This is a genomic window from Thermostichus sp. MS-CIW-25 (genome assembly GCF_054060015.1).
The window spans coordinates 87341-108414 of the sequence record NZ_JBSSCS010000004.1 but is presented as its reverse complement, the minus strand read 5'-3'; the positions used below and the strand labels follow the sequence as shown (position 1 = coordinate 108414).

The window sequence follows — 21074 nt, the reverse complement described above, 5'->3', positions numbered from 1 at the left end:
TAGTTTTTCTCGAAAAGGACGCTAAGCCTGTTATCCCCACCCTCTATACTGAGAAGGTGAGTTTTCAGATTGAACCCTGTGATGAAGCTGGGATCCAAATCCTGGGGATGGGCGCTGGGCCTGCTGGGCGTGGCCTTGGTCGGTTGTGGTGCCGATGCGCTGACGGCCAGTACTCCGCCGCCGCCTTTGATCACCAGCAGCGATATCCCTTCTGTGGTACATCGGAACGGCTTTTTGGAGCTGGGGGTTTCGGTATCGGTGCCGGGCCGGATCCCGGCGGAGCTGGCGTTTCAGGTGTCGTGGTCGGGGATTGAGGTTCAGACGCTCTCGGCAGCGCAGGTGAATTGTGTGTCGGGAGAGGTGTCTTGTACAACCCGCTTCCGCATTCGTCCTCCCCTAAGCTTGGTGCCCGGCTCCTACCTAGTCAGTTTGCGGGTCTTCGACCGGTTGGGCCAAAGCGCTGTGGTGACCGGGACGGTGCTGCTCAGGGATCCCTGAGGTCGCCCTATCCTTGCCCAGCCTTGACGGAAGCGGTGCGGTTCCGGCTCGCATAAGCGTTGCGTAGCAACATAGGGTGTCGTAGGCGTAGCACTTTTGCCCGGATTTTGAAAGGGATCAGCGGGGGGGAAACACTTTTTGGCGAACGTCGTCGGCGAAAGCTTCCACCGCTTCTCGGATTGCCTGCCTCAAGTTGGTATAGGGCTTGGCAAAAGGGGGAATCCGCTCGCTCAGCCCCAGCAGATCGTGGGTGACCAAAATCTGCCCATCGCAAGCCGGCCCGGCCCCAATGCCCAAGGTTGGGATCCCCACTTGGGCCGAGATTTGGGCAGCCAATTCCGCCGGCATGTGCTCCAAAACCAGGGCAAATGCTCCTGCTTGCTCCAGGCTGAGGGCTTCTTGCCGCAGACGCTCGGCCTCTGGAGGGTTTTTTCCCTGCTGGCGATAGCCTCCCAGTTGATGTTTGGCCTGCGGAGTGAGGCCGATATGACCCAAAACCGGGATCCCTCGCTGCACCAGAAAGGCCACCGTTTCCACCATGTCGGGGTAGCCCCCCTCCAGCTTGACCCCGTTGACTCCTGCCTCCTTCATCAACCGCCCTGCTGAGAGGAGAGCTTGTTCTTTGTGGACTTGATAAGTCAAGAAGGGCAAGTCGGCCACCAAAAAGGCCCGTTCTACCCCGCGGCGCACCGCCTGGGCGTGATGGAGCATCTGTTCCAGCGTCAGGGGCAGGGTGCTGGTATACCCCAAGTGGGTCATGGCCAAGCTGTCGCCCACCAGGATCAAGTCGATCCCAGCCTGATCCAAAATCTGAGCGGTGGCGTAGTCGGCAGCCGTGAGGGCCACCAAAGGTTGACCCGCCTGTTTGGCCTGGCGAAAGTGGTGAATGGATAGAGCAGCCATATCCCTATGATCTCATCTGGGCGTTCCCGCCAGCGGTGCGGAGCACTTTCCCATCAACCCCATCCCGTGGGGGAAGCAAGCTTGGCTTTGAGGCTGGGAAGAAGCAGGAGACTCGGTTTGCCGTTAAGATGGTAAAGCCCCACAGCTGACTGGAAGGGTGACAGAGTGGTTGATTGTGACGCTCTCGAAAAGCGTTGTGACTGCAAGGTCACCGTGGGTTCGAATCCCACCCCTTCCGTCTTCAGGCATACAGTTTTAGAACGCCTTGCCCAGCTAGGGCCTCTGGGATTTTTGGGGATCCCACCCAAGCCCTTCGCATCAGCGGTGCGGTTCCCCCATAACACTTTGGCATGGAGCCAAGGTCAAGGTTGGATGGGGTTCTTGGCCTTTCTTCTAGAGTCTTATGTTCACCGCTCCTGCTCTCTCTGCCCAACTGCATCCGCTCATTCAGGGCTTATCTGAGGCAATCCTGAACGTTTGGGGATCTACCCTCACCCTAGCCCCCTATCCTCTGCCTGAAGATCTGGGCTACGTGGAAGGCCGCCTAGAGGGTGAGAAATTGCAAATTGAAAACCGCTGCTACCAAGGGGATCCCTTTCGCAAGCTGCACCTGGAGCTGGCCCAGGCCGGGCAAAGCCTGGACATTCTCCATTGCGTTATGTTTCCGCAGCCGCAGTACCCGCTGCCGCTGTTCGGTTGCGACATTGTGGTCGGTCGCGGACAGGTGAGCGCCGCCATTGTCGATCTCTCGCCGGTGACCCCCAGCTTGCCCGATCTCTACATCCAAGAGCTGGAAGCGTTGGGATCCCATCTCGTCCCTTTCCAACACCGGCGCCGGTTGCCGGAGTGGGGCACGATTTTTTCTCCCTACTGTCTGTTCGTGCGTCCTGCCGACGAAGCAGAGGCCGAGCGCTTTTTACACTTTGCCTGCCGTTTCCTGGAAATTCACTGCCGGCTGGCGCAGCAGATCCCCCCACAGACGGATCCCGGCCAGATTTTGGCCCACTACCAGGGGCAGCAGCGCTATTGCAGCCAGCAACAGCAGAACGACCGCACCCGCCGCGTTTTGGAAAAAGCTTTTGGCCCCGCCTGGGCAGAGCGCTACATGAACACCGTCCTTTTCGATTTGCCTCCCAGTCCCGTGCAGATCTAGACGGGATCCCCTTGCAGCCGCTGCTGGATGCTCAACGCCAATTTTTGCCCTAAGAACTCCGGCATGGCTGGAGTTGAATCCGGCCCTAGCAAGTAAAAAATGAAGCGCGTTTGCTTGCGGCGGAGCATCAAGTTGAGGTTAACAACGGTCAAATCCTCCTGCGCGAGGGCCGTCATCACCCGGTAAAACGCGCCCGGCTGGTTGTCCACATCCACCAAAAGTGTGGGCAAATGAAACACTGGGTCAAAATAAAAAGAAACCTGCGCCTCTTTCAGGCCGGCCTTGAGATCAAACTCCAGCGCCAAGGTTTCGTGAACGCGAAACACACCCGCCAGGCATTCGTGAATGGCCCGTTCTAGGCTGAGCTTGGTTTGGGAAGAAAGGCTGTGGCCATCGCGGGAGACAATGGTGCGGATAAACACCAGGTGCGGTGAGTAGATCTGCCCATAGAGATGAATGCCATGCACCGAGAGATTAAAAGCAGTGAACACCCCAAACAGATCGCTGAGCAGAGAAGGTCGGTTGCGGTAGGCCAGACAGACCACCGTCTTGCGACCTTCGTCCTGCACCTGTACCACCGCCTTGCGGGTCTGGTAGAGGGTGTAAGCCAAGCGCAGATTTTGGGCCTGTACCTCGCTGCTGACAAACTGGCTGTAAAAAGGCGGAAAGCTCTGATTAAAACGCCGCATCAGAGCGGATCGCGTCAGCGGGACGGAGTCCTTGCGGGTGCTGACTTTGAGCGGCTGAAGATCTTCATGGGCAGCCCTCTTCCGCGCTTCCCGATCCCCGGCAACTCCTAGAGAAGCCACCTTGGGCTGGGGAGTGCCCTGCTGTGCTGATTGCTCATCAGTTGACATCGACCTTGCCACCTGCGTTGCTCCTTCTCCATCGTTGCTCAGTACGCCCCAGCCAAACCCCATCTATCCGCAAAATCACTGAGGCTCGGAACGAATGTCGACGCTGTATCCAATTCTTGTCCAATGCTTTTCAGTTCAATTTATCTCATAGGGCTAAGCTGGGCATCTGAGGAGCCAGTGGGGGCATCCCCCAATTGGGGGGATCCTTCCCTTCTTCGCTGCTGAACCGACGCTGTGAGCCTTTCAATCCCAGAATAGCCAGAATAAGCCTAAACTATGAATTGAGCAGAGCGCTGCAATTTTTGATATAAAGTGCCGCATTGAGTGCTGGCCGGCTGGGTGACATGAAGCGCTATCTTGTTGGCCATCACTTTGGTTTTTCCCTAGGTTTGTGAAGGGATCCCTGTGAGCAGAACTGTTGCCAATCCCACTCCGTTTTCGCCCGCACAAGCGCTGGACCCCGCTGGTGCTTGGTGGGATCTCAGTCTCATCGCCTCCCCTGCCCAAGAAGACCTGATCTTTTGGCGGCTGGAGAGTTTTGGCTGTCGGGGCATGACCAGCCAAGCCTATGGCGAAGATCAGATTTGCATTCACGCCTATTTGCCTTGGCCTCACGTCAGCCTCCTGGATTTGGCAGCCCTCTCCCTGCGCCTGCAGCAAGATGCCCTCATTGCCGGTCAGCGGGTTCCGAAGCTGCGCTGGGAACGCATAGAGGCGGAAGATTGGAGCAGCAGTTGGAAGCAGCACTGGCAGCCCCAATGGGTCGGGGACAAGTTGCTCATTTGTCCGGCCTGGCTGGAGCCGCCCTCTCACCCCGGTCGTCACCTGTTGCAGCTGGATCCCGGTATGGCCTTCGGCACGGGCACTCACCCCACCACTCAGCTCTGTCTGGAGTCGCTGGAAATGCGTCTGGAGAGCTGGGGAGGGGATCCCCCGGCGGCGACGCTGGCGGATGTGGGCTGTGGATCCGGCATTTTGTCGTTGGCGGCGGCCCTGTTGGGGGTGAAGCGGGTGTTTGCGGTGGACGTCGACCCCCTGGCGGTGCAGGCCACGATGCACAACCGCGATCTCAACGGCCTGACGGATCGCATTGTGGTCGCTCAGGGCAGCCTGGAGCAGATTCCCGAAATGGTGGATGGGTTGGTGTGCAACATCCTGACAGATGTGATCCTGGATATGATCCCGGAGTTTCGGCTGGTGGTGAAGGAGGGGGGATGGCTGATCCTCAGCGGCATCCTCATCGAGCAGGCCAAGTTGGTGGCGGAGATGCTGGAGGCCAACGAATGGGTGGTGGCAGCCCTCTGGCGACGGGGGGAATGGTGTTGTCTGAACGCACGCATGACCTGAGCGCTTTGCCCCGGTTGGCGATTGACCCGGCGCAGCGGGATCCGAGTGGTGTTCTCCATTTAACCGGCCCGCAACAGCACTACTTGCAGCGGGTGCGCCGCCTCAGGCCGGGGGATCCCTTTTTGGTTCTGGATGGCTCAGGCAAGCTGTGGGCGGCCCATTGGCAGGCTCAGGGATCCCAAATTGTGGGCGAGGTGGAGACGCTGCCGCGGGAATTGCCCGTTTTTTTGCATCTGGGCTTGGCGGTGGTCAAAGGGCAGGGGTTTGACGAGGTGCTCCGCCAGGTTACCGAGCTGGGGGTGGCGCGAATTACCCCCCTGCTGACAGAGCGCACCGTGTTGGAACCGGGATCTGGGCGGCAGGAACGCTGGCAAAAAATTGTGCGGGAGGCCGCAGAACAATGTGAGCGGTTGCGCTGGCCTCAGGTTGATCCCCCTACCCCTTGGACAAGTTGGCTGGCGGAGCTACAAGCCGTTCGCGCTACTCGGACGGAGTCCTTTTGGTGGGGTATAGCCGTGGCTCGGCACAAAGCGCCCCCGCTGGTGCAAGCCCTGCCAAAGCTCAGGGATCCCGTCTTGGCCATAGCCATCGGCCCAGAGGGGGGCTGGACCGTTGCCGAACGTCGGCAAGCTGAGGAATATGGGGGGGTGTGCGTCTCCCTTGGCCCTACCATCTTGCGAGCCACCACCGCCGCTGTTGTTGCCACCAGCCAAATTGCTGCCACCTACTCCTTTCGCGCCACTCGGACGGAGTCCTTTTTGGACTGGAGCTTGGATTCAGAGCCCTTGGGCTTCGTTAGCGACGGGGAGCGCTGTCGCCGATAATCGATAATGAAGCCGTTCACGTGAGCGGGAGGGAGTCCTTTACAGCAGGCCGTGGTTTCGGGCGCGGCCAAGGCCACCCTAGCGAGGGAGAACGGGAATGGAGACGATCCAGGCGGTGCGAGGCACCCGAGACATTTTGCCGCAGGAGGTGCGGCTCTGGCAGCAGGTGGAAGCCAGCGCCCGAGAGATCCTGGGACGGGCCAACTACCAAGAAATTCGCACCCCCATCCTGGAGTTGACGGAGCTCTTTGCCCGCAGCATTGGCAGCGCCACTGACGTGGTGGGCAAGGAGATGTACTCCTTCAGCACCCGTGGCGAGCAAGAGGTGAGCCTGCGTCCCGAGAACACGGCGGGCGTGGTGCGGGCCTACATTCAGCACGGGCTGCAAATGGCTGGAGATGTGCAACGCCTTTGGTATTGTGGGCCGATGTTTCGCTATGAGCGTCCTCAGGCGGGGCGGCAACGCCAGTTCCATCAGTTGGGGGTAGAGCTGCTGGGCAGCCGAGATCCCCGCGCCGATGCGGAAGTCATCGCCTTGGCCTGGGAGCTGTTGCAGGCGGTGGGGGCGGAGAACCTGAGCTTGCGGCTCAACTCCTTAGGGGATCCGCAGGACCGGCGGGCCTATCGCCAGGCCCTGGTGGACTACCTCACCCCCTTGCGGGAAAAGCTGGATCCCGACTCCCAAGAGCGCCTCACCCGCAACCCGCTGCGCATTCTGGATAGCAAGGATCCCCGCACCCGCGAGATTGCCGAGGGGGCCCCCAAGCTGCCAGATTACCTCAGCCCAGAATCGCGGGCTTTCTTCGAGCAGGTGCAAGATCACCTGCAGATGTTGGACATTCCCTACCAGTTGGATCCCTACTTGGTGCGGGGCCTGGACTACTACACCCACACCGCCTTTGAGATCGTCTCGCCTGACTTGGGATCCCAGAGTACCGTCTGTGGGGGCGGTCGCTACGACGGCTTGGTGGAAGAGCTGGGCGGGCCTTCAACCCCAGCGGTGGGCTGGGCCATCGGCATGGAGCGGCTGGTGCTGCTGTTGCAAAAGAAGCAAGGGGAGATCCCGCCAACATCGGTCGAGGTTTACGTGATCTCCCGTGGGGCGAAGGCTGAGGCCCAATCCCTCCGGATCGCTCAAGCGCTGCGCCAAGCTGGTTTCTGCACCGAGCTGGATCTGAGCGGCAGCGCCTTTGGCAAGCAGTTCAAACGGGCCAGCCGCAGCGGCGCAACTTGGGCTGTTACGCTGGGGGATGCAGAAGCTGTGGCCGGAGAGGTACAGCTTAAGCACCTGCCTACAGGGCAACAGCAAACCCTTTTGCAAGCCGATCTGGTTAAGTATCTGGCATCCCATTCGGGTCAGCAGTGCGGAGCACCTAAGGTGATGGAGCCATGTTGAATTTTTGGGTTCGGCGCGACGGCCAGGAAGACTGGCAGCCGGTACCAGCCGAGGGCGCAGTTCTGGAAGAAGATACCTACACCATTGTTGCCCGTTCGCCTCAGCCCCACTTCACCATCACGGTGGAAGTCCGGCAGCGTCCTCTGTCGTCGCAGAATCAGGGCCCTGACACCGCCCCGACTCCCCCACAAGTCCAAACCCGTTCTGTGCGCACCAACGATGAAGGGATCGGCATTATTTTGCCTGCCAGCCGCCTCACCCCTGGGTTTTGGGAATTGCACTGCCGAGATGCCGACTTGATCGCAGAACTGTTCGGTGAAACCGAGTTGGACAATTGTCTCCGTTTTCAGGTTGTGCCTGCCCCTCTGGAGCCGGAACGAGGGATCCCTGCCCCGGTGGCTGAAGAGGCCGGGTTTGAGCCCCCCCAGAAAAAAGAGGTCGCCATCCCGCCAGAGCTGTTTTCCCTAATGCACAGTGAATTGGAGGGATCCCCGGAGGAGGTGCTGGTGTTGACGGGGCGGATCGGCTGCAGCGGCGAGCTGCGGGTACAGGTTTGGCCAGAAGGGGAGGAGAGGCCGCTTTTCCAGGGACAACGGCAAATTCAACTCCCGGCGGGGGCGCGGACGGCGGTGTTCAGCATCCCCATCACCCTGCCCAGCCAAGTGTGGGCCCGTCCTTTACGGGGAGAACTGGCCCTTACTCCCTCTTCCTGGTGGGATGCAGACCGGCCTTCCCAGCCCTTGACGATTCCGTTTTCCGTCCGCTGTCGAGACCTTCGCGTCAGCGTTGCGGAGCAACAAGGCGGAGAGCTGCCTCCCGCCTCCCCTCCGCGTCAGTATTGGGGAGCAACAAACATCCCACTGGCCCGGTTGCGGGAAGACCCCCCCTTAACCTTGCTGTCTCCCGAACGCACCCTGCAAAAGCTGTTGCGCATCTGGCAACGCAGCGCCCCCATTTCCGTCAGCGTTGCCGAGCAACAGCGAGAGGAGGACTCAGCTTCGCCCGTTCAGCCCGCCGAGACCCAAGCCCTCCGCTCCTTCCCGGAAAAGGATCCCCTGCCATCTGCGCCCAACCCCTCCGCTCAGCCCCTACCCGAAGCAGAGACAGCAGAGTTGCCATCGCCCATCTCCTCCCCTTCCCCACCACCCCAAGCTGAGGCCATCTTGCCAACGCAAGCGGCAGCCGGGATCCCAAGTAGCCCTGTAGCTCCCTCTGAAAACTCGCTGCTGCCCCCCGCTCCGCCTGGGGTTTGTCCAACTCCCCAACTGGTGGTGCCCGAGCAACTCCGAGCCGGAGACAATTTCGATGTGGTGTTGCGCTTGCCCCCCACGACCAACCCTGCTGCAGGCCATCAAGCCCCTTTTTGGATCAAGTTTTGGGTGAAGCACGGGCGCACTCGCTCTTTGGTGGATGGCCCCCGCTGGTTGCTGGACTTCTCCCGCGACGATCAGGGGCAGTGGCAAGCTTTAACCCGCATGACCATTCCCCCAGGCGTCCCCGAGCTGATCTTTGAAGCTTGGGCCGTCAGCCCGGATCGCCAGCAGCAGAGCGACCGAGTTACAGAGCACCGCTCTATCTTGCCTTAGGGATCCCTCGCTCTTGAGTCCTGTTTAGTCTTGGACGGAGCGCACCATCAGCACGGGGCAGCCGATGTGAACCCGCACATAGTCAGAGATGGAACGCCCCAACAGCCGATCCAAATCGGGAATGCTGCGGGCAATGGTAGGTCGGCGGTCAGGGGATCCCATCACCAGCAGATCGGCCTTGCTTTCTTCAGCCAGGCGGACAATCTCCGTAGCCGGATCCCCGACGGCAGTTAACACTTGGTGGCCGATTTGCCGGTTTTTGAGGATGTCGATTGCCCGATCTAGGGCCTCATCTCTGCCTGGGTTGTCGGCATCCAACTGCACAGAGGCCAGGAAGATCTGGGCCCCTTGAATGCCGGAGATCAAGTCAAGGGCCGTGGCAAAGGCGGCCTGGGCAGCGGGGGAGTTGTTGAGGGCCACCATGACATGGCTGGGGTATTTGACGTAGGCGTCGTCTTTGACCAGCAGCATTGGGCAGGAGGCGAGCTGGAACACATATTGGCTCACCGAGTTCTGCAAAATGGCCATGATGCGGTTGCGCCCCCGGGATCCCATCACAATCAGCGGATTGGGCAGGGACTCGGCCACCTGCAGCACCACCACCTTGGGATCCCCTTCCACCAGTTGCGTGCTGATCTTTAGCCCTGGGCGGGGGGGGAAAGTCTGCAGGGTTTGGGCCAACAGTTCCTGCCCCTTTTGCCAGGCAGCCCGCATCTCCTCGGCAGAGGTCTGGGAAGGCACCGCATGCAGCAATGTCACGTGGCACTGGGCAAAGGCCGGCAGAGACAGAAGGGTATGCACCATTTGCTCAGTGGGGCCGCTGCCATCGATGGCGGCAATGAGGTTCTCAAATCGAGACATGGGATCCGTTCTCCGGGCCGTAGTTTGCCAAGACTCATCCTAGATCTGCCCCTGCGGATCCCTGTTACCGTAGGGGATATCCTGCAACATTTTGTTTGGTTTCAGTAACTTAGCCACACATAGCCGGTAAAGCCGCCGCCGGCGTTGGTGTTGCGACCGGTCAAGAATTGAAACCCCCCCAAGCCCAGCGTTAACCCTCCCTCCAGCCGCCAGTTGAGCTGGCCAGAAAGCTTGAGGTTGTCGTAGTCGGGATCCTGAACGGCCAAGTCCCCGAACAACAAAGGCGCGCCGTTGCCCAACGTAAAATCCCCATCCAGGGCCAGGATGGCCTGCAGCTCAGGAGTCAGGTCTGCCCCGAAGGTCAGGTTGGCCTTGACCCGATCCCCGGGATAGCCCAAGTAATCTCGGAACGTGAGGCAGGAGTCGAAAAAGGCGGGCAGGGATCCCAACTGGGTATTGGCCGCCACCCCAACTTTGAGATCGTAGCCGAAAACACCGTACCCCAAGGGCAGGGGGATGTCTCGGGTGGCGTATCCCGGCGGGATCAAGGCCGTCAATTGGGCCGAAAGGAAGGGATCCCCGTTCCCCCAAGTATGGCGCAGGCCCAGTTCCAGATCCCGCAGGCCCTGGTTGCGCTGGGTAACGGTGTCAGCCCCGCTGGCAAAGCGATTTTCGATGAAAACGTAGCTGGTGTTGAGGTTGAGAGTGAGCTGATCGCTAAGGCCAGTCTCGGCGAAAAGGTTGAGGCGGGTTTCTCCGTACTCCGAAAGGGCCGGCTGCAGGCGTCCCCCCTGATCAAAGCGGGTGCGAGGCCGATAGACCTCCGGCTGCAGCGAAAAAAAAGTCTTGCCGGCACCGCGGGGAAAACCGCATCCTGCCCAGGCCGGCAGCTCCGGCGGCATTGCACTAACCACCAGACTCGCCAGCAGGCTTGCCCTTAGAAATCTCAGCTTCTCCATGGCAGGGATCCCGGCAGCTTCAGGGGGATTGTATCCCTAGGATCAAGATTTGGGTCAAGATCCGGGACAAAACCAGCTCTAGAACGACTGCTAACTATGAGGTGGCAGCCGGTAGGCCCACCTGTGCCCGGAATTGCCGCGCTGCCGTCAGCGCCCCATAGGGATCCCCTTTGTAGAGGCCGTAGTGCATGAGGGAAAAGCGCCGCAGCCCCAGTTGAGACACTTCCTGCAGCCACTCCGGCTGGCTCATGAGCTGAAAGTCTGTATGGACGGTGTCGGCCCGTCCGCCGCTGGGGTGCTTGTCCTTAATCGATGGCTCGTAGTGGGCCAACATCAGGTTGGAGTGGATAGGGGAAAACAGGCGGCAACAGAGGCGGATTTGCTCTGGGTTACCGGGATCCGGGCCGTTCAGCTCTGGGTTAAACTCCCCTGGCCGCCGCTGGCGCATCGACTGGAAGGCGATCCCGTCCATCCAGCTCAGGGTCTCGGCAAAGGGCTCCACCATGCTGCGGCCTGCCCCCCGGGAAGGGTCGTCAAAGGTGGCAATCCAGCCCCCCCAGCACAGGGCTACTTCGGCTGCCGGCAGCCGCTCCTTGATGGCTTGGCGGGCTGTGAGGACATTGCGCATTAGGGCTTGGTAGTAGAAAGCAGTGTCAGCGTTGTAGGTATCTGCTGGGATCCGCCAATAGGAAAACTCCGTGGCCAGGCTCCAATAGGTAGGGCGGCCTTGGGGGTTGGCTTGAGCGATATAGCCGGCCAATTCGGCTACATCCTGGACAAACTGCTTGGAGATGTGGTAGTCGCCGCAGGGGCGGTGGGTGTCGTCTTCCCAGGTGATGATGTGGAGGGTATAGCCCCGCTCAAACCACTGCCGCAAAAGCCCGGCCTGGTGCCAGTTGCGCCAAAAGGAGAGATCCCCCTGGCGGTGATCAAAGCTGTTCAGCCAGCCGCTCAGGAAATGGGGATCCCACCCCTGCGCCACTGCCGCCACCTGCGGATCCGACTCGATTTCCCAGAGGAAGCGACCGGGATCCTCGCCAATGCCCACCTGCCAGCGGGCCAGCAGCTCTGACAAGTTCATGCTTCCCGTCTCGGCATTTTCCGGGCTGCGACTCCCCTGCTGACTCAAAAACTCCTGGCCACAGCCGGCAACCCCATAGGCAGCCAGCAGCGCTCCGCCCGCTTGCAGCACCTGTCGCCGCTGCCAGGATCGTCTCCTTTTCATCTCCTCTCCTCCTGCGGTTCCTCTTGGTGTTGGCGAGCCCACAGCCGCACTTGGGGGGAGCTATAAACCTCCCTGAAGCCCGGCAGCCCCTCAAAATTGAGCTCAGGCCAAAATTGCAGGATGCGATCGGCGCTCCGCAAGGGATCCGCCAGCCCCGCTACCAAGAGGTAGTCCACCCTTTCCTGGGGATGCTGAAGGGCCAGGGCAAACTCGTACTGGTGAGGAGTAAGGAAAGAGCGGGGATCCCTTGCCCAAAAGATAGCCTCAAAGTGGATGTCGTCGTCCACCAGCACTTTTTGTCCGGGCAACAGGTGGCGATAGAGATACTGCCCAACCTGGCGCTTTTCCTGCCGCAGCCTCCGCCAGTCTTCTAGGGCTTGCCCAGCAGAGGTTACTTCATACAGGTTTTGGGCAGCTTCCAACTCGCCACTAAGGGGCACTACCCCTGCCACCAGCCGCTCCCAGAGATCCCGCTCCTCGGCCACCAGGGGCATGAGGAAACCCGGCTCTTGGCTCACCCCATAACCGGCAGTGAGGCAGTTCAACCCCAAGAGGGCAGTGATCAACAGACGCTTAGCCCAGCCGGGGCCGGCTCCGCGACACAAGTAGGCGCCCATCAGCAAAGGCAGCGGCACCCAGAAAAGGCCAAAGCGGCTCAGCTCCCGCAAAAACAGCCCCTGCCCTAGAGAAGCCAGCAGGATGACCAGCGGCATCCCCCAGACCAGAGCCCATACCCAGCGACCCGGGCCTCGGCCCAGCAGGGATCCCAGCCCCAACAGCAGATAGGCAGGGGCCAGCACCGCCAGCCATTTCCCAGCCTCCAGCACCCCCCGCCAGCCACCCGCCTGCTGCAAGTCTTCCCGCAATTGCGGCAGCCGCAGACCGCTGCCCACCTGGTAGGTGAAAGCCCAGGGATCCCCTACCGACAGCCAATTCACATACAGCCAGCTCAGGATCAAGGCTAGGCTGACAAAGCCGGCCACCAACAGCGAGGCCCAGCGAAACCCCCAGACTTCTCGGCGAAAGGCCACCAGCAGCAGCATCCCCGCCCAGGGCAGCAGCCATCCGCTTTCCCAGCGCAGCACCATCAGGGGCCCCAGCGCCAGCCCAACGAGCAGCAGCCTCAGGGTAATAGGCAGCTCATCCCCTGCCGCCACTGACTTCCCCGCTGCTCGTTTCTCGTCAGCCAGGGGAAACAACAAGGCCATGTTTACCCCCAGCAAAAGCGAGGTGGCTGTCCAAACAGGGCTGCGCAGCAGCATCAAGATCAAAGCTGGCTGCAGCATCATCAACAAACCCCACAGCCAGCACCATCCCACCTCCACCGGCAAACGGCGTAACTGCCGCCACACCCAGCCCAGCACCAGAGAGCCGAAGACAGTCTGCAACAACAGCGGGGATTGTCCCAGAATGGCCGTAGCCAGCACCAGCAAGGGAGGAAAGGTGGTGCCCACAATGGGCAGGCGCGGATCCGGCCCCAAGGCGGCCACGGATCCCTTGTAGCCGAGAAACTGCATCTCCAAGCTCACCCAGCTCCAGCCTTCCTTCAAACCCCACAGAAGGCCAGCCAGCAGCAGAAACAGGATCCCGGTAGACCCGAAGAGCCGCAAGAAAGCCCTGAGCTTGGTGAGAAACATGGGTTGCTTTAACGACTTCAAGAAGTTAGAAGGCAACTCATTCAACAGCGAATCAAGCCTTAAGAGTTGTCTGATGAGAACAAGTTTCAGAAAAAAAAGTATGGGGATGGGCTGACGTGTCTGGGAACTGGACACAGGGCTAGATTAGCATTCCCTGGCCTGAGAGACTTTATCTACGAGTTTTGGCGTAGGCCAATTCAGCCATATTGTCGATGAGGAGGTCTCGGATTCTGAGAGAGGATGGGGACGACTTTGCAAGGACATGATCTTATGTTGCAGGCTGTGCGGGACGTGAATGAAGCAGCAGTTCCAGCGCTTGAGCTAGTGCCCTCTCAAGCAGAGACCCGTCCCTGGGGATCCTTCTGGGTTTTGGATGAAGGCCCGATGTACAAGATCAAGCGCATCGAGGTGAAGCCTGGCCATCGGCTCAGCCTGCAGATGCACTACCACCGCAGCGAGCACTGGATCGTGGTCAGGGGCACAGCGAAGGTTACCCGTGGAGAAGAGGTGATGCTGCTGAGCTCCAACGAGTCCACCTACATTCCCCCCTGCACCAAGCACCGCCTGGAAAACCCCGGCACCCTTCCCTTGGTGTTGATCGAGGTGCAAAACGGGGAATATCTCGGGGAGGACGACATTGTGCGCTTTGAGGATGACTACGCCCGCCAGTAAAGGGATCCCCTGGGCATCCGAATCTACGGTTTGTGCGTAAAGACCCCCGAAAGCTTACAGATTTCTGCATGTCGGGCAAACTTGGGTCAGGTGGGCCAAGGGGCTTGCCTGCCTCAAACAAGTTGGGGATCAACAAGAGGGGGTCAAGGTGATGCAGAAGGCAAGACAGTGGGCTTTGTGGGTTGCCGGTTTGCTTTGGTGTTGCGGGCCGACGGCTGTCCACGCAGCGGAAGTCATTTCTCTGCAAAGGCTGGGCTACGACCGCTCGGTGCTGCTGCAGGGATCCAACCCGCGCCTGGATGTTACTGTCCCTGTCCCCCTCAACGGCCTTGACCCCGAGGCCAGCTTTGTGCAGTTGCGGCTGGATCCCTCGCCGGTGTTGAAACCTACGTCCACGGTGCGGGTGCTGATCAATGACGAGCTGGCGGGTATCTTCCTGGTGCAAGATCTGCGGCAGGAGCCGGTGGTGCGAGTGCCCATCCCCAGCTTGGCCGCTGGCGAGCGCTTTATCACCTTGTCGGTGCAGCCTTTCCTGAGCATCAGCGACGATATTTGCGCCGACTTGAATACCGGCAATTTGCTGCTGACGGTAGGGCGGGATAGTTTCTTTGAGCTGGTGCCCCGCGCTCCCGATGCCACAGTGGCCGGTTTTCTGCGTCGGCTGTACCCTCAGCTTACTCTGGTGGTGCCGGCTGACCTCACTCCTGAAGCGGCGGAAGCAGCCCTTTGGCTCTACAGCTTGCTTTCTCATCTGTTTCCGCAAACGCCTATCCTGTGGAGCAATCGTCCGGCGCAAGGGCCACAGGTGATCTTGGAGCCGGCGGACTTCACCCCCCACTTGCAGCATCAAATTACCCCAGAGGGATCCCGACTGCGAGTGGCCGCCCGCCGGGAAGCTATTCTTGCTCTCTATGAAGAATGGAAGCGGGCGGGGCTGGTCAGCCGCGGCATCCAGGTGACAAGGGTGGCGGATCTGGAGAGAGCGCTCAGGGCCAACCGCCTCAGCCTGCGAGAGCTGGGGATCGTGGATCCCATGTTGCGGGGGTTTGGCAGCCAGTCTTTGGTCTTCAACTTCAACCTGTCCCAATTGGGGGGGCGGCCGCGGGATCTGGCGGCGCAACTAGACGTCATTATGAACCCGGTGGATGGCCGAGTGGGGGATCGCCTCACCGGCTACGTGTTCTTGAATGGCGTTCTGTTGCGCACCTACAACCTGACAGGCCGCACCCAGCTCAACGAAACTGTGACCCTGCCCACCCGCCTGCTGCGCCGCTTTAATCAACTGGAGCTCCGCTTTGACTATGGCGCCAGCCCCGGTAATTGCCAGGGATCCCTGACTCCGCTGACTTTGCAAGTGCGTTCCGATAGCTCTGGCTTTATCTGGAGCGGCTACCAAGCCCCTAGCGGCGAGCTGCAGGAGATCCCGGCGGTGCTTCGAGGATCCGGCCAAGTGTGGGTAGGGGATCCCCAGTTGCTGCCAGCTACTGCTTATCTCTTGGGTGCCCTTGGTCGTCTGTCGGCACAGCCCTTGTTGCCCACCCTCCAGTTTTTGCCGGAGGGGAAATCCCAACTCCAAGCAGAGAACTTTGCCTGGCAGGTGATCGTAGCTGGGCCGGAGCAGGTGGAGCTCAACAGCCCCATCCGGTTGGGATCCCAGTTTGAAATCATCAATCCCCTGAACCAGCAGGTTGCCCTGGCAGCTCAGCCTCAAGAAAACCTCGGCCTTTTGCAGTACTTTCTCCTGAAAGGTAAGCCGAACCTTTGGCTTTCCTGGTGGGGATCTGACCCGGCTTTGGCAGAGCGCCTCAGCCGCGGCCTTGCCGATCCGCGCACCCGCCTGGCCAACCAGCTACAGGGAAACGTGCTCACCGCCTATGCCGCTGCCCCCGATCTCACCCAAGTGCAAAGCTGGGATCTCACGCCGGCAGGCTATCGAGTGCGCTACCCTGGTCGCTTCAGTTGGCAGCTTTTGTTGTGGCAATACCGCTATTGGTTAGTGCTGCTGCTGGCCCTTTTGCTGGCAGTAGGAGCCTGGAATACCTACCAACGCTTGGCCCGCCGCCCTGAGTCGCCCACCCTTTCCTAGGGGGGCTAGTCATCGACTTCTGCTTGAGCCAGACTGAAGCCAAACCCAAACTTCGAGGCCATGCTGCAGTCGATTAAGTCCTGGCTGGTGCAGACAGGCTACCTCACCCGGCAGCAATTGGCTGAGGCTGAGGAGTATCGCGAAGCAGCTAGTTGCTCCTTGCCTAGGGCTCTTTGGAGCTTGCGAGTCATGCACCCGGGCAAGTTTGTCAACTTGTGTCGCCAGATTCTGGACCGGCCTAGGCTGAGAGACTGGCTGCTCAAGCACTCCCTAGATCCAGAGCTGCCTTGGCTGATTGAGCCTATTGATTTGGTGCCGGTGCGCTTTTTGCCCTGTGGTTGGCTTGACCCGCAAACTGTTGTGGTGGCCACAGAAGAGCCGGGCTTCCCCGCCATTTGGCAGTCTGTGAAACACCTGTGCCCGGAAGCAGAAAAACTCTGGGAGATCCCAGCCACTGAAAAGCAGATCCTGACGGTCATCCTTGAGCGCAAGCTGGCCGCCGAGCTGCTGGGCAGCCGTCTTACCCTAGAGCAGTGGCAGCAGGCTTTGGAGATCCGCCGCCGCACCGGCTCCAGCCTGGGGCAGGTGCTGACCCGGCTGAGCTACCTCTCCACCCCCGAGTATCTCAGCATCCTAACCCATTTGCTGGGCTACCCCGCTGTCTCAGAACTAATGGGGACAGGGCTGCTCCACCGCGACGAGAGCCTGAGCCGGCAGTTTGATCCCGAGGTGATGATGCGCCACCTCTTCTACCCCTTGAGCTGGACGGATGAGCACACCCTTACAGTGATGGTCAATGACCCCCTGGACTGGGCGGTGGATGAGCTGCTCTACAGCTGGCGGCCAGGCTTGCGGATTGAAAAGGTGCTGGGCACCGAGCAGGATATCACGCAGCTTCTCAGCCAGGATCAAGGACCTAAGCTGAGCCAAGAAGCTGTGTACAAGCTCATGGCCCGCCTGCCGGAGGAATCGGCCTCGCGGGTGTTTACCCCCTCCCAGATTGCGGTGGGCTACGGCCTGCTGCTGCTGTTGCTCTGGGGATTGGCCACTGCTCCCTGGACGACTCTAACGATCTTGGTGCTGCTGATCAATCTTTTTTACGTCGCTTCGATCCTGTTCAAACTGCTGCTCAGCCTAGTGGGATCCGCCGATCGCTTCCACCAGATTACCGATGAAGAAGTGGCCGCCCTCGATGACCGCACCTTGCCCATCTACACCATCCTGGTGCCGGTCTACAAAGAACCGGAAGTGATGCCAATTTTGATCAAGTCTCTCTCTAAGCTGGATTACCCCCACGAGCGGTTGGATGTGCTCATCTTGCTAGAAGAAAACGACCGAGACACCATTGAGGCAGCTCGAGCTGCCAAGCCCCCCCGCTACGTGCGCCTGCTGTTGGTGCCCGACAGCAAACCCAAGACCAAGCCCAAAGCCTGTAACTATGGACTGGCCTTTGCCCGCGGCGAATACTTGACCATCTACGACGCTGAAGATATTCCTGACCCAGACCAACTCAAAAAAGCAGTCATCGCCTTCCAGAAAGGGGATCCCAGCTTGGTCTGCGTCCAGGCTGCCCTCAACTATTTCAACCGCAACGAGAACTTCCTCACCCGCATGTTCACCCTGGAGTATTCCTATTGGTTTGATTATCTTCTGCCGGGTTTGGAAACTCTGAAAATGCCCATCCCCCTGGGAGGCACTAGCAACCACTTTCGCACCGACCGCCTGCGGGAGCTGCAGGGATGGGATCCGTTCAACGTCACTGAAGACGCCGACTTGGGCATCCGCGCCAGCCAGCACGGCTATACGGTGGGGGTGATCAACTCCACCACTTATGAAGAGGCCAACTGCGCTGTTAAAAACTGGATCCGGCAGCGCTCCCGCTGGATCAAAGGCTACATGCAAACTTGGCTGGTCCACAACCGCAACCCCCTGCGCTCCTTGCGCAAGCTGGGCCTCAAAAACTGGCTATCCTACCAATTTTTTATCGGGGGCAGCTTCTTTACCTTTCTCACCAGCCCCATCATGTGGCTGCTGTTTATTTACTGGCTGCTCACCCGCGCCCATTGGCTGCAAAACCTATTTCCCAGTTGGCTGGTTTATCTGGGCTTGTTTAACCTCCTGGTGGGCAACGCCATTGGGATTTACCTCAACTTGGTGGCCGTTTTCCGGCGAGGGTACTACGATCTGGCCTTCTATGCCCTGCTCAACCCCATCTACTGGCAACTGCACTCTATGGCAGCTTACATGGCTCTGTGGCAGCTCTTTACCAAGCCCTTCTACTGGGAAAAGACCATCCACGGGCTGAGCAAGTTTACCCATGCCAAAGTCCAGGAAGCTGCTCATAAAGCAGCCTAGGCTACTGAATCGGTTTCCCAAGCAGTGGCGACGAAGTGAGGCCAGCCAGCACCCCTCAGAAGCTGTAGTCCGAATCTACGATCACAGCGCAACCACGGGGGTGGAGACAGCTAGCCATAATCACCTTGACGGAAAAGTTGCCCTCGTAGGGCGCCTGCACGATGGGGAAATCGTCCAACAGTTCATCTGCAGCCACCACCCGACCGCTGGTATCGTAAAGCACTAGATCCACATCGAAGCAATCCTGGTCGCACTGCGCCCAGATGTTTTCACCTCGGTAGAAATAGCCTGTAACTACGGTCGATTGTCCATTAAGAAGCCACAAACTACGGCTCTGAGCCCAAGCGGCAGCGCCCCCAACAACCGTGGCTGCCCCTATTAAGCTTGCCATCAACCAGCCCCGCATCGAAGCCATAAGACTGCCCTCCCTACTGAAAAACGGAGAAAGAATAGATTTTCTACAGGGATCCACCTCAACGCCCACACTCTAGCACCCAGATCCGTTTCTCCCGAATGATTCAGATCACGTTAAGGATCTTAAGAATCTCATGCTGAAAAAAAGGGATCCCGAGTAGAGCAGGGATCCCTCAATTCTGACCAGAAATCCGGCGAAGCTCCCGCATCGGTCTGGCCGACTTCTCATTGCGGCAAATTCAGTTCCCCCCTTCGCCCTAAGGGATCCGTCAAAACACTGCCGGTAGGGCCTTTGATTTGAATGGTGCAGCGGCTGCCGGACACTTCAATAACGTTGTAGTTGGGCACCGCCAGCTCCAAAAAGCGCAAGTTGCCCGTCGTTACCCCTGGGATCCCGCTCACCTGGGGATTGGCCGGGTTCACCGGTGCCAAAAAGCCGTTCACAATTAGGAAAGGGAGGCTCGTTGGCACAACTGACTTCCTCGCAACTCCCAGCGAGCTAGAGTTTTCAACGTAAGTCAAACGTATTCATGCCCAGCGTAGTTTAGTGTTCCCTTGATTAGGGTCTCGCCCGGGATCCAAAGTTGGTCCTGGGGTAATCCCTACTTTGAGTCCTCCCCTCTTGACAAGCTAGAGAGGCTAGTCTGCCGCTCATCCCGAGGAAGCTCCACCAAAATGACAGGGATGGAGCTGGTTTCCAACACCGCCTGGGAGGTGGATCCCACCAAAACCTGCTCCCAGCCGCGGTGGCCCCGCTTGCCCATGACGATGTCGGTTACCTGCCGCTCCTGAGCTAGGGTTACGATGGTCTCTGCCAAGGGCCCCGAGGCCAAGCAAAACTGGTGGCGAATGTCCGCCAAAAGACGCTGGGTGAGTTGCCGCAACAGTTCTACCCCTTTCCCCTGCGGCTCATCGGTAACATGCAACACAATCACTTCCCCATCCACCCGCCGCGCCAAATCGGCCACCTTGCGCAGCACGGCTTCGGCCAAAGGGGAGGTGTCCACCGCTGCCAAAAAGCTCACCTTGCCCTGGCTGCCTACCTTGGTGGGATCCACCTCTCCTTTTTCCAAAAGCCGGGGAGCACACACCTGGGTCAGCCAAGCACCCAGGGGGGCCGTGACCAAAATCGACAGAGCCGCCAAAGCCAAAATGATCTCCCCACCGGGGATCCCTTGGGCCAAAGGGATCCCACCAATAGCCGCCTGCACCGTCGCCTTGGCCATGTTGCCCGGTAGCAAAAACAGCCGCTCCCGCCCGTTCCAATTGCTTCCCAGAGTGGAAAGCCACCAACCCAGGCCCCGCCCCAGCAGCAGACTCAAGGTCAAGAGCAGCAAGCCCGGCCAAAACACGGATCCCAGCACCCCCAGATCCAGCGACGCTCCCAGTAGCACAAACAACACGATCTCCGCCACCGTCCAGAGGGCATCGAACCCACCCCGCAGCCGCCGCGCCAAAGGGGCATCCAGCTCAATCAGAAAAAACCCCATGGCCATCACCGCCAGATAGCCGGAAAAATAGGGCCACACCTGCGGCGCCAGCACCAGCCCCAGGGCCATACAGGCAGCCAGCAGCACTTCCTGCACGCTGTTGCGAGTCCAGTTTTGTTGGGTTAGCAGCGACACCAGAACCCGCGCCCCCAGGTAGCCTATGGCTATGCCCAGCAGGATCTCCATCCCCACTTGGAACGGCAGCCACTGCAGCGGCGATAGCTCCAGCCCCAGCAGGCGAACGCTCTCTGCAGAGCCCTGGCCCAAAAAGCTGAGCAACAGGCTAAACCCTAAGAGCAGCAGCACATCGGAAAGGGCGCTGCCGGTCAAAATAGCATCCGGGATCCCCTTGGCCACCCCCCAGCCCAAACTCTTGAGGCGCAACATCCCCGGCACGATCACAGCCGGCGACTCTGCCCCGATCACACAGCCCAGCAGCAAACCGGTAGGCCAGTCCAACCCCAGGATCCCAGTGCTCAACAGGGCCACTGCCACCGCCTCGCAGGCTGCCGGCAAAAACCCCAGCCGCAGGGCTACAGACCCTTGCTGGGCCAGCTTCTCCCGATCCAGCCCCAGGCCCGCCTTCATCAAAATGATCATCACCGCCACCAGCCGCAGATCCCCCGCCGCTGCCAGCACCTCCGGGGATAGGACATCTCCCAGCAAGATCCCCACGAGGATCATCCCCAGCAGGGGGGGCATCCCCAGCCGACCCACGATTTGGCCGACAAAAAAGCCCATCACCAAGATCCACAGCCAACTGCCCAGCATCACCAGATCCTCATCTCCTTGTCGTCAGGGTGTTGAAGGG

At 59.8% G+C, this 21074-nt stretch carries 18 protein-coding genes and 1 tRNA gene; 10 read left to right on the top strand and 9 right to left on the bottom strand.

Annotated features, from left to right (window positions below; all coding sequences use genetic code 11):
* Window positions 1-78: 78 nt before the first annotated feature.
* Window positions 79-498: a hypothetical protein gene (locus tag ACVWZ1_RS02895; protein WP_414356681.1), complete on the top strand. Its 420-nt coding sequence runs from the start codon at window positions 79-81 to the stop codon at window positions 496-498.
* Between the two features lie 117 nt (window positions 499-615).
* On the opposite strand, the gene panB is transcribed toward ACVWZ1_RS02895, so the two are convergent.
* Window positions 616-1401, bottom strand: coding sequence for a 3-methyl-2-oxobutanoate hydroxymethyltransferase (gene panB, locus ACVWZ1_RS02890; protein WP_457502467.1), 786 nt, complete (start codon window positions 1399-1401; stop codon window positions 616-618).
* Between the two features lie 151 nt (window positions 1402-1552).
* Here panB and ACVWZ1_RS02885 point away from each other — a divergent pair.
* Together ACVWZ1_RS02885 and ACVWZ1_RS02880 are read left to right on the top strand one after the other, a co-directional pair.
* Window positions 1553-1639, top strand: a tRNA-Ser gene (locus tag ACVWZ1_RS02885).
* Window positions 1640-1804: 165 nt separating this feature from the next.
* Window positions 1805-2554: a phycocyanobilin:ferredoxin oxidoreductase gene (locus tag ACVWZ1_RS02880; RefSeq protein WP_414344751.1), complete on the top strand. Its 750-nt coding sequence runs from the start codon at window positions 1805-1807 to the stop codon at window positions 2552-2554.
* Here ACVWZ1_RS02880 and ACVWZ1_RS02875 read toward each other — a convergent pair.
* Complete coding sequence (locus ACVWZ1_RS02875) at window positions 2551-3411, bottom strand: hypothetical protein (protein WP_457465956.1); 861 nt, start codon at window positions 3409-3411, stop codon at window positions 2551-2553. The genes ACVWZ1_RS02880 and ACVWZ1_RS02875 overlap by 4 nt on opposite strands.
* Before the next feature lie 405 nt (window positions 3412-3816).
* Here ACVWZ1_RS02875 and prmA point away from each other — a divergent pair, with 405 nt between their 5' ends.
* From prmA to ACVWZ1_RS02855, 4 genes are all read left to right on the top strand, one after another.
* Window positions 3817-4758: a 50S ribosomal protein L11 methyltransferase gene (gene prmA / locus ACVWZ1_RS02870; protein ID WP_457502466.1), complete on the top strand. Its 942-nt coding sequence runs from the start codon at window positions 3817-3819 to the stop codon at window positions 4756-4758.
* Window positions 4734-5582: a 16S rRNA (uracil(1498)-N(3))-methyltransferase gene (locus ACVWZ1_RS02865; protein ID WP_414356669.1), complete on the top strand. Its 849-nt coding sequence runs from the start codon at window positions 4734-4736 to the stop codon at window positions 5580-5582. The genes prmA and ACVWZ1_RS02865 overlap by 25 nt, the downstream gene beginning before the upstream one ends.
* A gap of 97 nt (window positions 5583-5679) precedes the next feature.
* Complete coding sequence (gene hisS, locus ACVWZ1_RS02860; protein WP_457502465.1) at window positions 5680-6978, top strand: histidine--tRNA ligase; 1299 nt, start codon at window positions 5680-5682, stop codon at window positions 6976-6978.
* Complete coding sequence (locus ACVWZ1_RS02855; protein ID WP_457502464.1) at window positions 6972-8564, top strand: hypothetical protein; 1593 nt, start codon at window positions 6972-6974, stop codon at window positions 8562-8564. The genes hisS and ACVWZ1_RS02855 overlap by 7 nt, the downstream gene beginning before the upstream one ends.
* Window positions 8565-8588: 24 nt before the next feature.
* On the opposite strand, the gene ACVWZ1_RS02850 is transcribed toward ACVWZ1_RS02855, so the two are convergent.
* The 4 genes from ACVWZ1_RS02850 to ACVWZ1_RS02835 form a co-directional block, all read right to left on the bottom strand.
* Window positions 8589-9425: a universal stress protein gene (locus ACVWZ1_RS02850; RefSeq protein WP_414351493.1), complete on the bottom strand. Its 837-nt coding sequence runs from the start codon at window positions 9423-9425 to the stop codon at window positions 8589-8591.
* Between the two features lie 101 nt (window positions 9426-9526).
* Complete coding sequence (locus ACVWZ1_RS02845; RefSeq protein WP_457402323.1) at window positions 9527-10339, bottom strand: hypothetical protein; 813 nt, start codon at window positions 10337-10339, stop codon at window positions 9527-9529.
* A 139-nt stretch (window positions 10340-10478) separates the two neighbouring features.
* Window positions 10479-11609 carry a hypothetical protein gene (locus ACVWZ1_RS02840; protein WP_457502463.1) on the bottom strand — a complete coding sequence of 377 codons (1131 nt, stop codon included), beginning with the start codon at window positions 11607-11609 and terminating at the stop codon, window positions 10479-10481.
* On the bottom strand, window positions 11606-13246 hold the full coding sequence (locus ACVWZ1_RS02835) for a hypothetical protein (protein WP_457502462.1): 1641 nt from the start codon (window positions 13244-13246) through the stop codon (window positions 11606-11608). Before ACVWZ1_RS02835 ends, ACVWZ1_RS02840 begins: the two co-directional genes overlap by 4 nt.
* A gap of 270 nt (window positions 13247-13516) precedes the next feature.
* On the opposite strand from ACVWZ1_RS02835, the gene ACVWZ1_RS02830 reads away from it, so the two are divergent.
* The 3 genes from ACVWZ1_RS02830 (at window position 13517) to ACVWZ1_RS02820 (ending at window position 18359) form a co-directional block, all read left to right on the top strand.
* A complete protein-coding gene (locus ACVWZ1_RS02830; RefSeq protein ID WP_148202691.1) occupies window positions 13517-13918 on the top strand; it encodes a cupin domain-containing protein in 402 nt (133 codons plus the stop codon).
* Between the two features lie 151 nt (window positions 13919-14069).
* Complete coding sequence (locus tag ACVWZ1_RS02825; protein ID WP_457502461.1) at window positions 14070-16004, top strand: cellulose biosynthesis cyclic di-GMP-binding regulatory protein BcsB; 1935 nt, start codon at window positions 14070-14072, stop codon at window positions 16002-16004.
* Window positions 16005-16064: 60 nt separating this feature from the next.
* Window positions 16065-18359 carry a glycosyltransferase family 2 protein gene (locus ACVWZ1_RS02820; RefSeq protein WP_457502460.1) on the top strand — a complete coding sequence of 765 codons (2295 nt, stop codon included), beginning with the start codon at window positions 16065-16067 and terminating at the stop codon, window positions 18357-18359.
* Window positions 18360-18414: 55 nt separating this feature from the next.
* On the opposite strand, the gene ACVWZ1_RS02815 is transcribed toward ACVWZ1_RS02820, so the two are convergent.
* From ACVWZ1_RS02815 to ACVWZ1_RS02805, 3 genes are all read right to left on the bottom strand, one after another.
* Window positions 18415-18750 (bottom strand): hypothetical protein, encoded by a 336-nt coding sequence (locus ACVWZ1_RS02815; protein WP_457502459.1) that lies wholly within the window; start codon window positions 18748-18750, stop codon window positions 18415-18417.
* Between the two features lie 248 nt (window positions 18751-18998).
* Window positions 18999-19244, bottom strand: a complete 246-nt coding sequence (locus ACVWZ1_RS02810) for a hypothetical protein (RefSeq protein ID WP_457465977.1) — start codon at window positions 19242-19244, stop codon at window positions 18999-19001.
* A 131-nt stretch (window positions 19245-19375) separates the two neighbouring features.
* On the bottom strand, window positions 19376-21034 hold the full coding sequence (locus ACVWZ1_RS02805) for a cation:proton antiporter domain-containing protein (RefSeq protein WP_457465978.1): 1659 nt from the start codon (window positions 21032-21034) through the stop codon (window positions 19376-19378).
* Window positions 21035-21074: the final 40 nt, after the last annotated feature.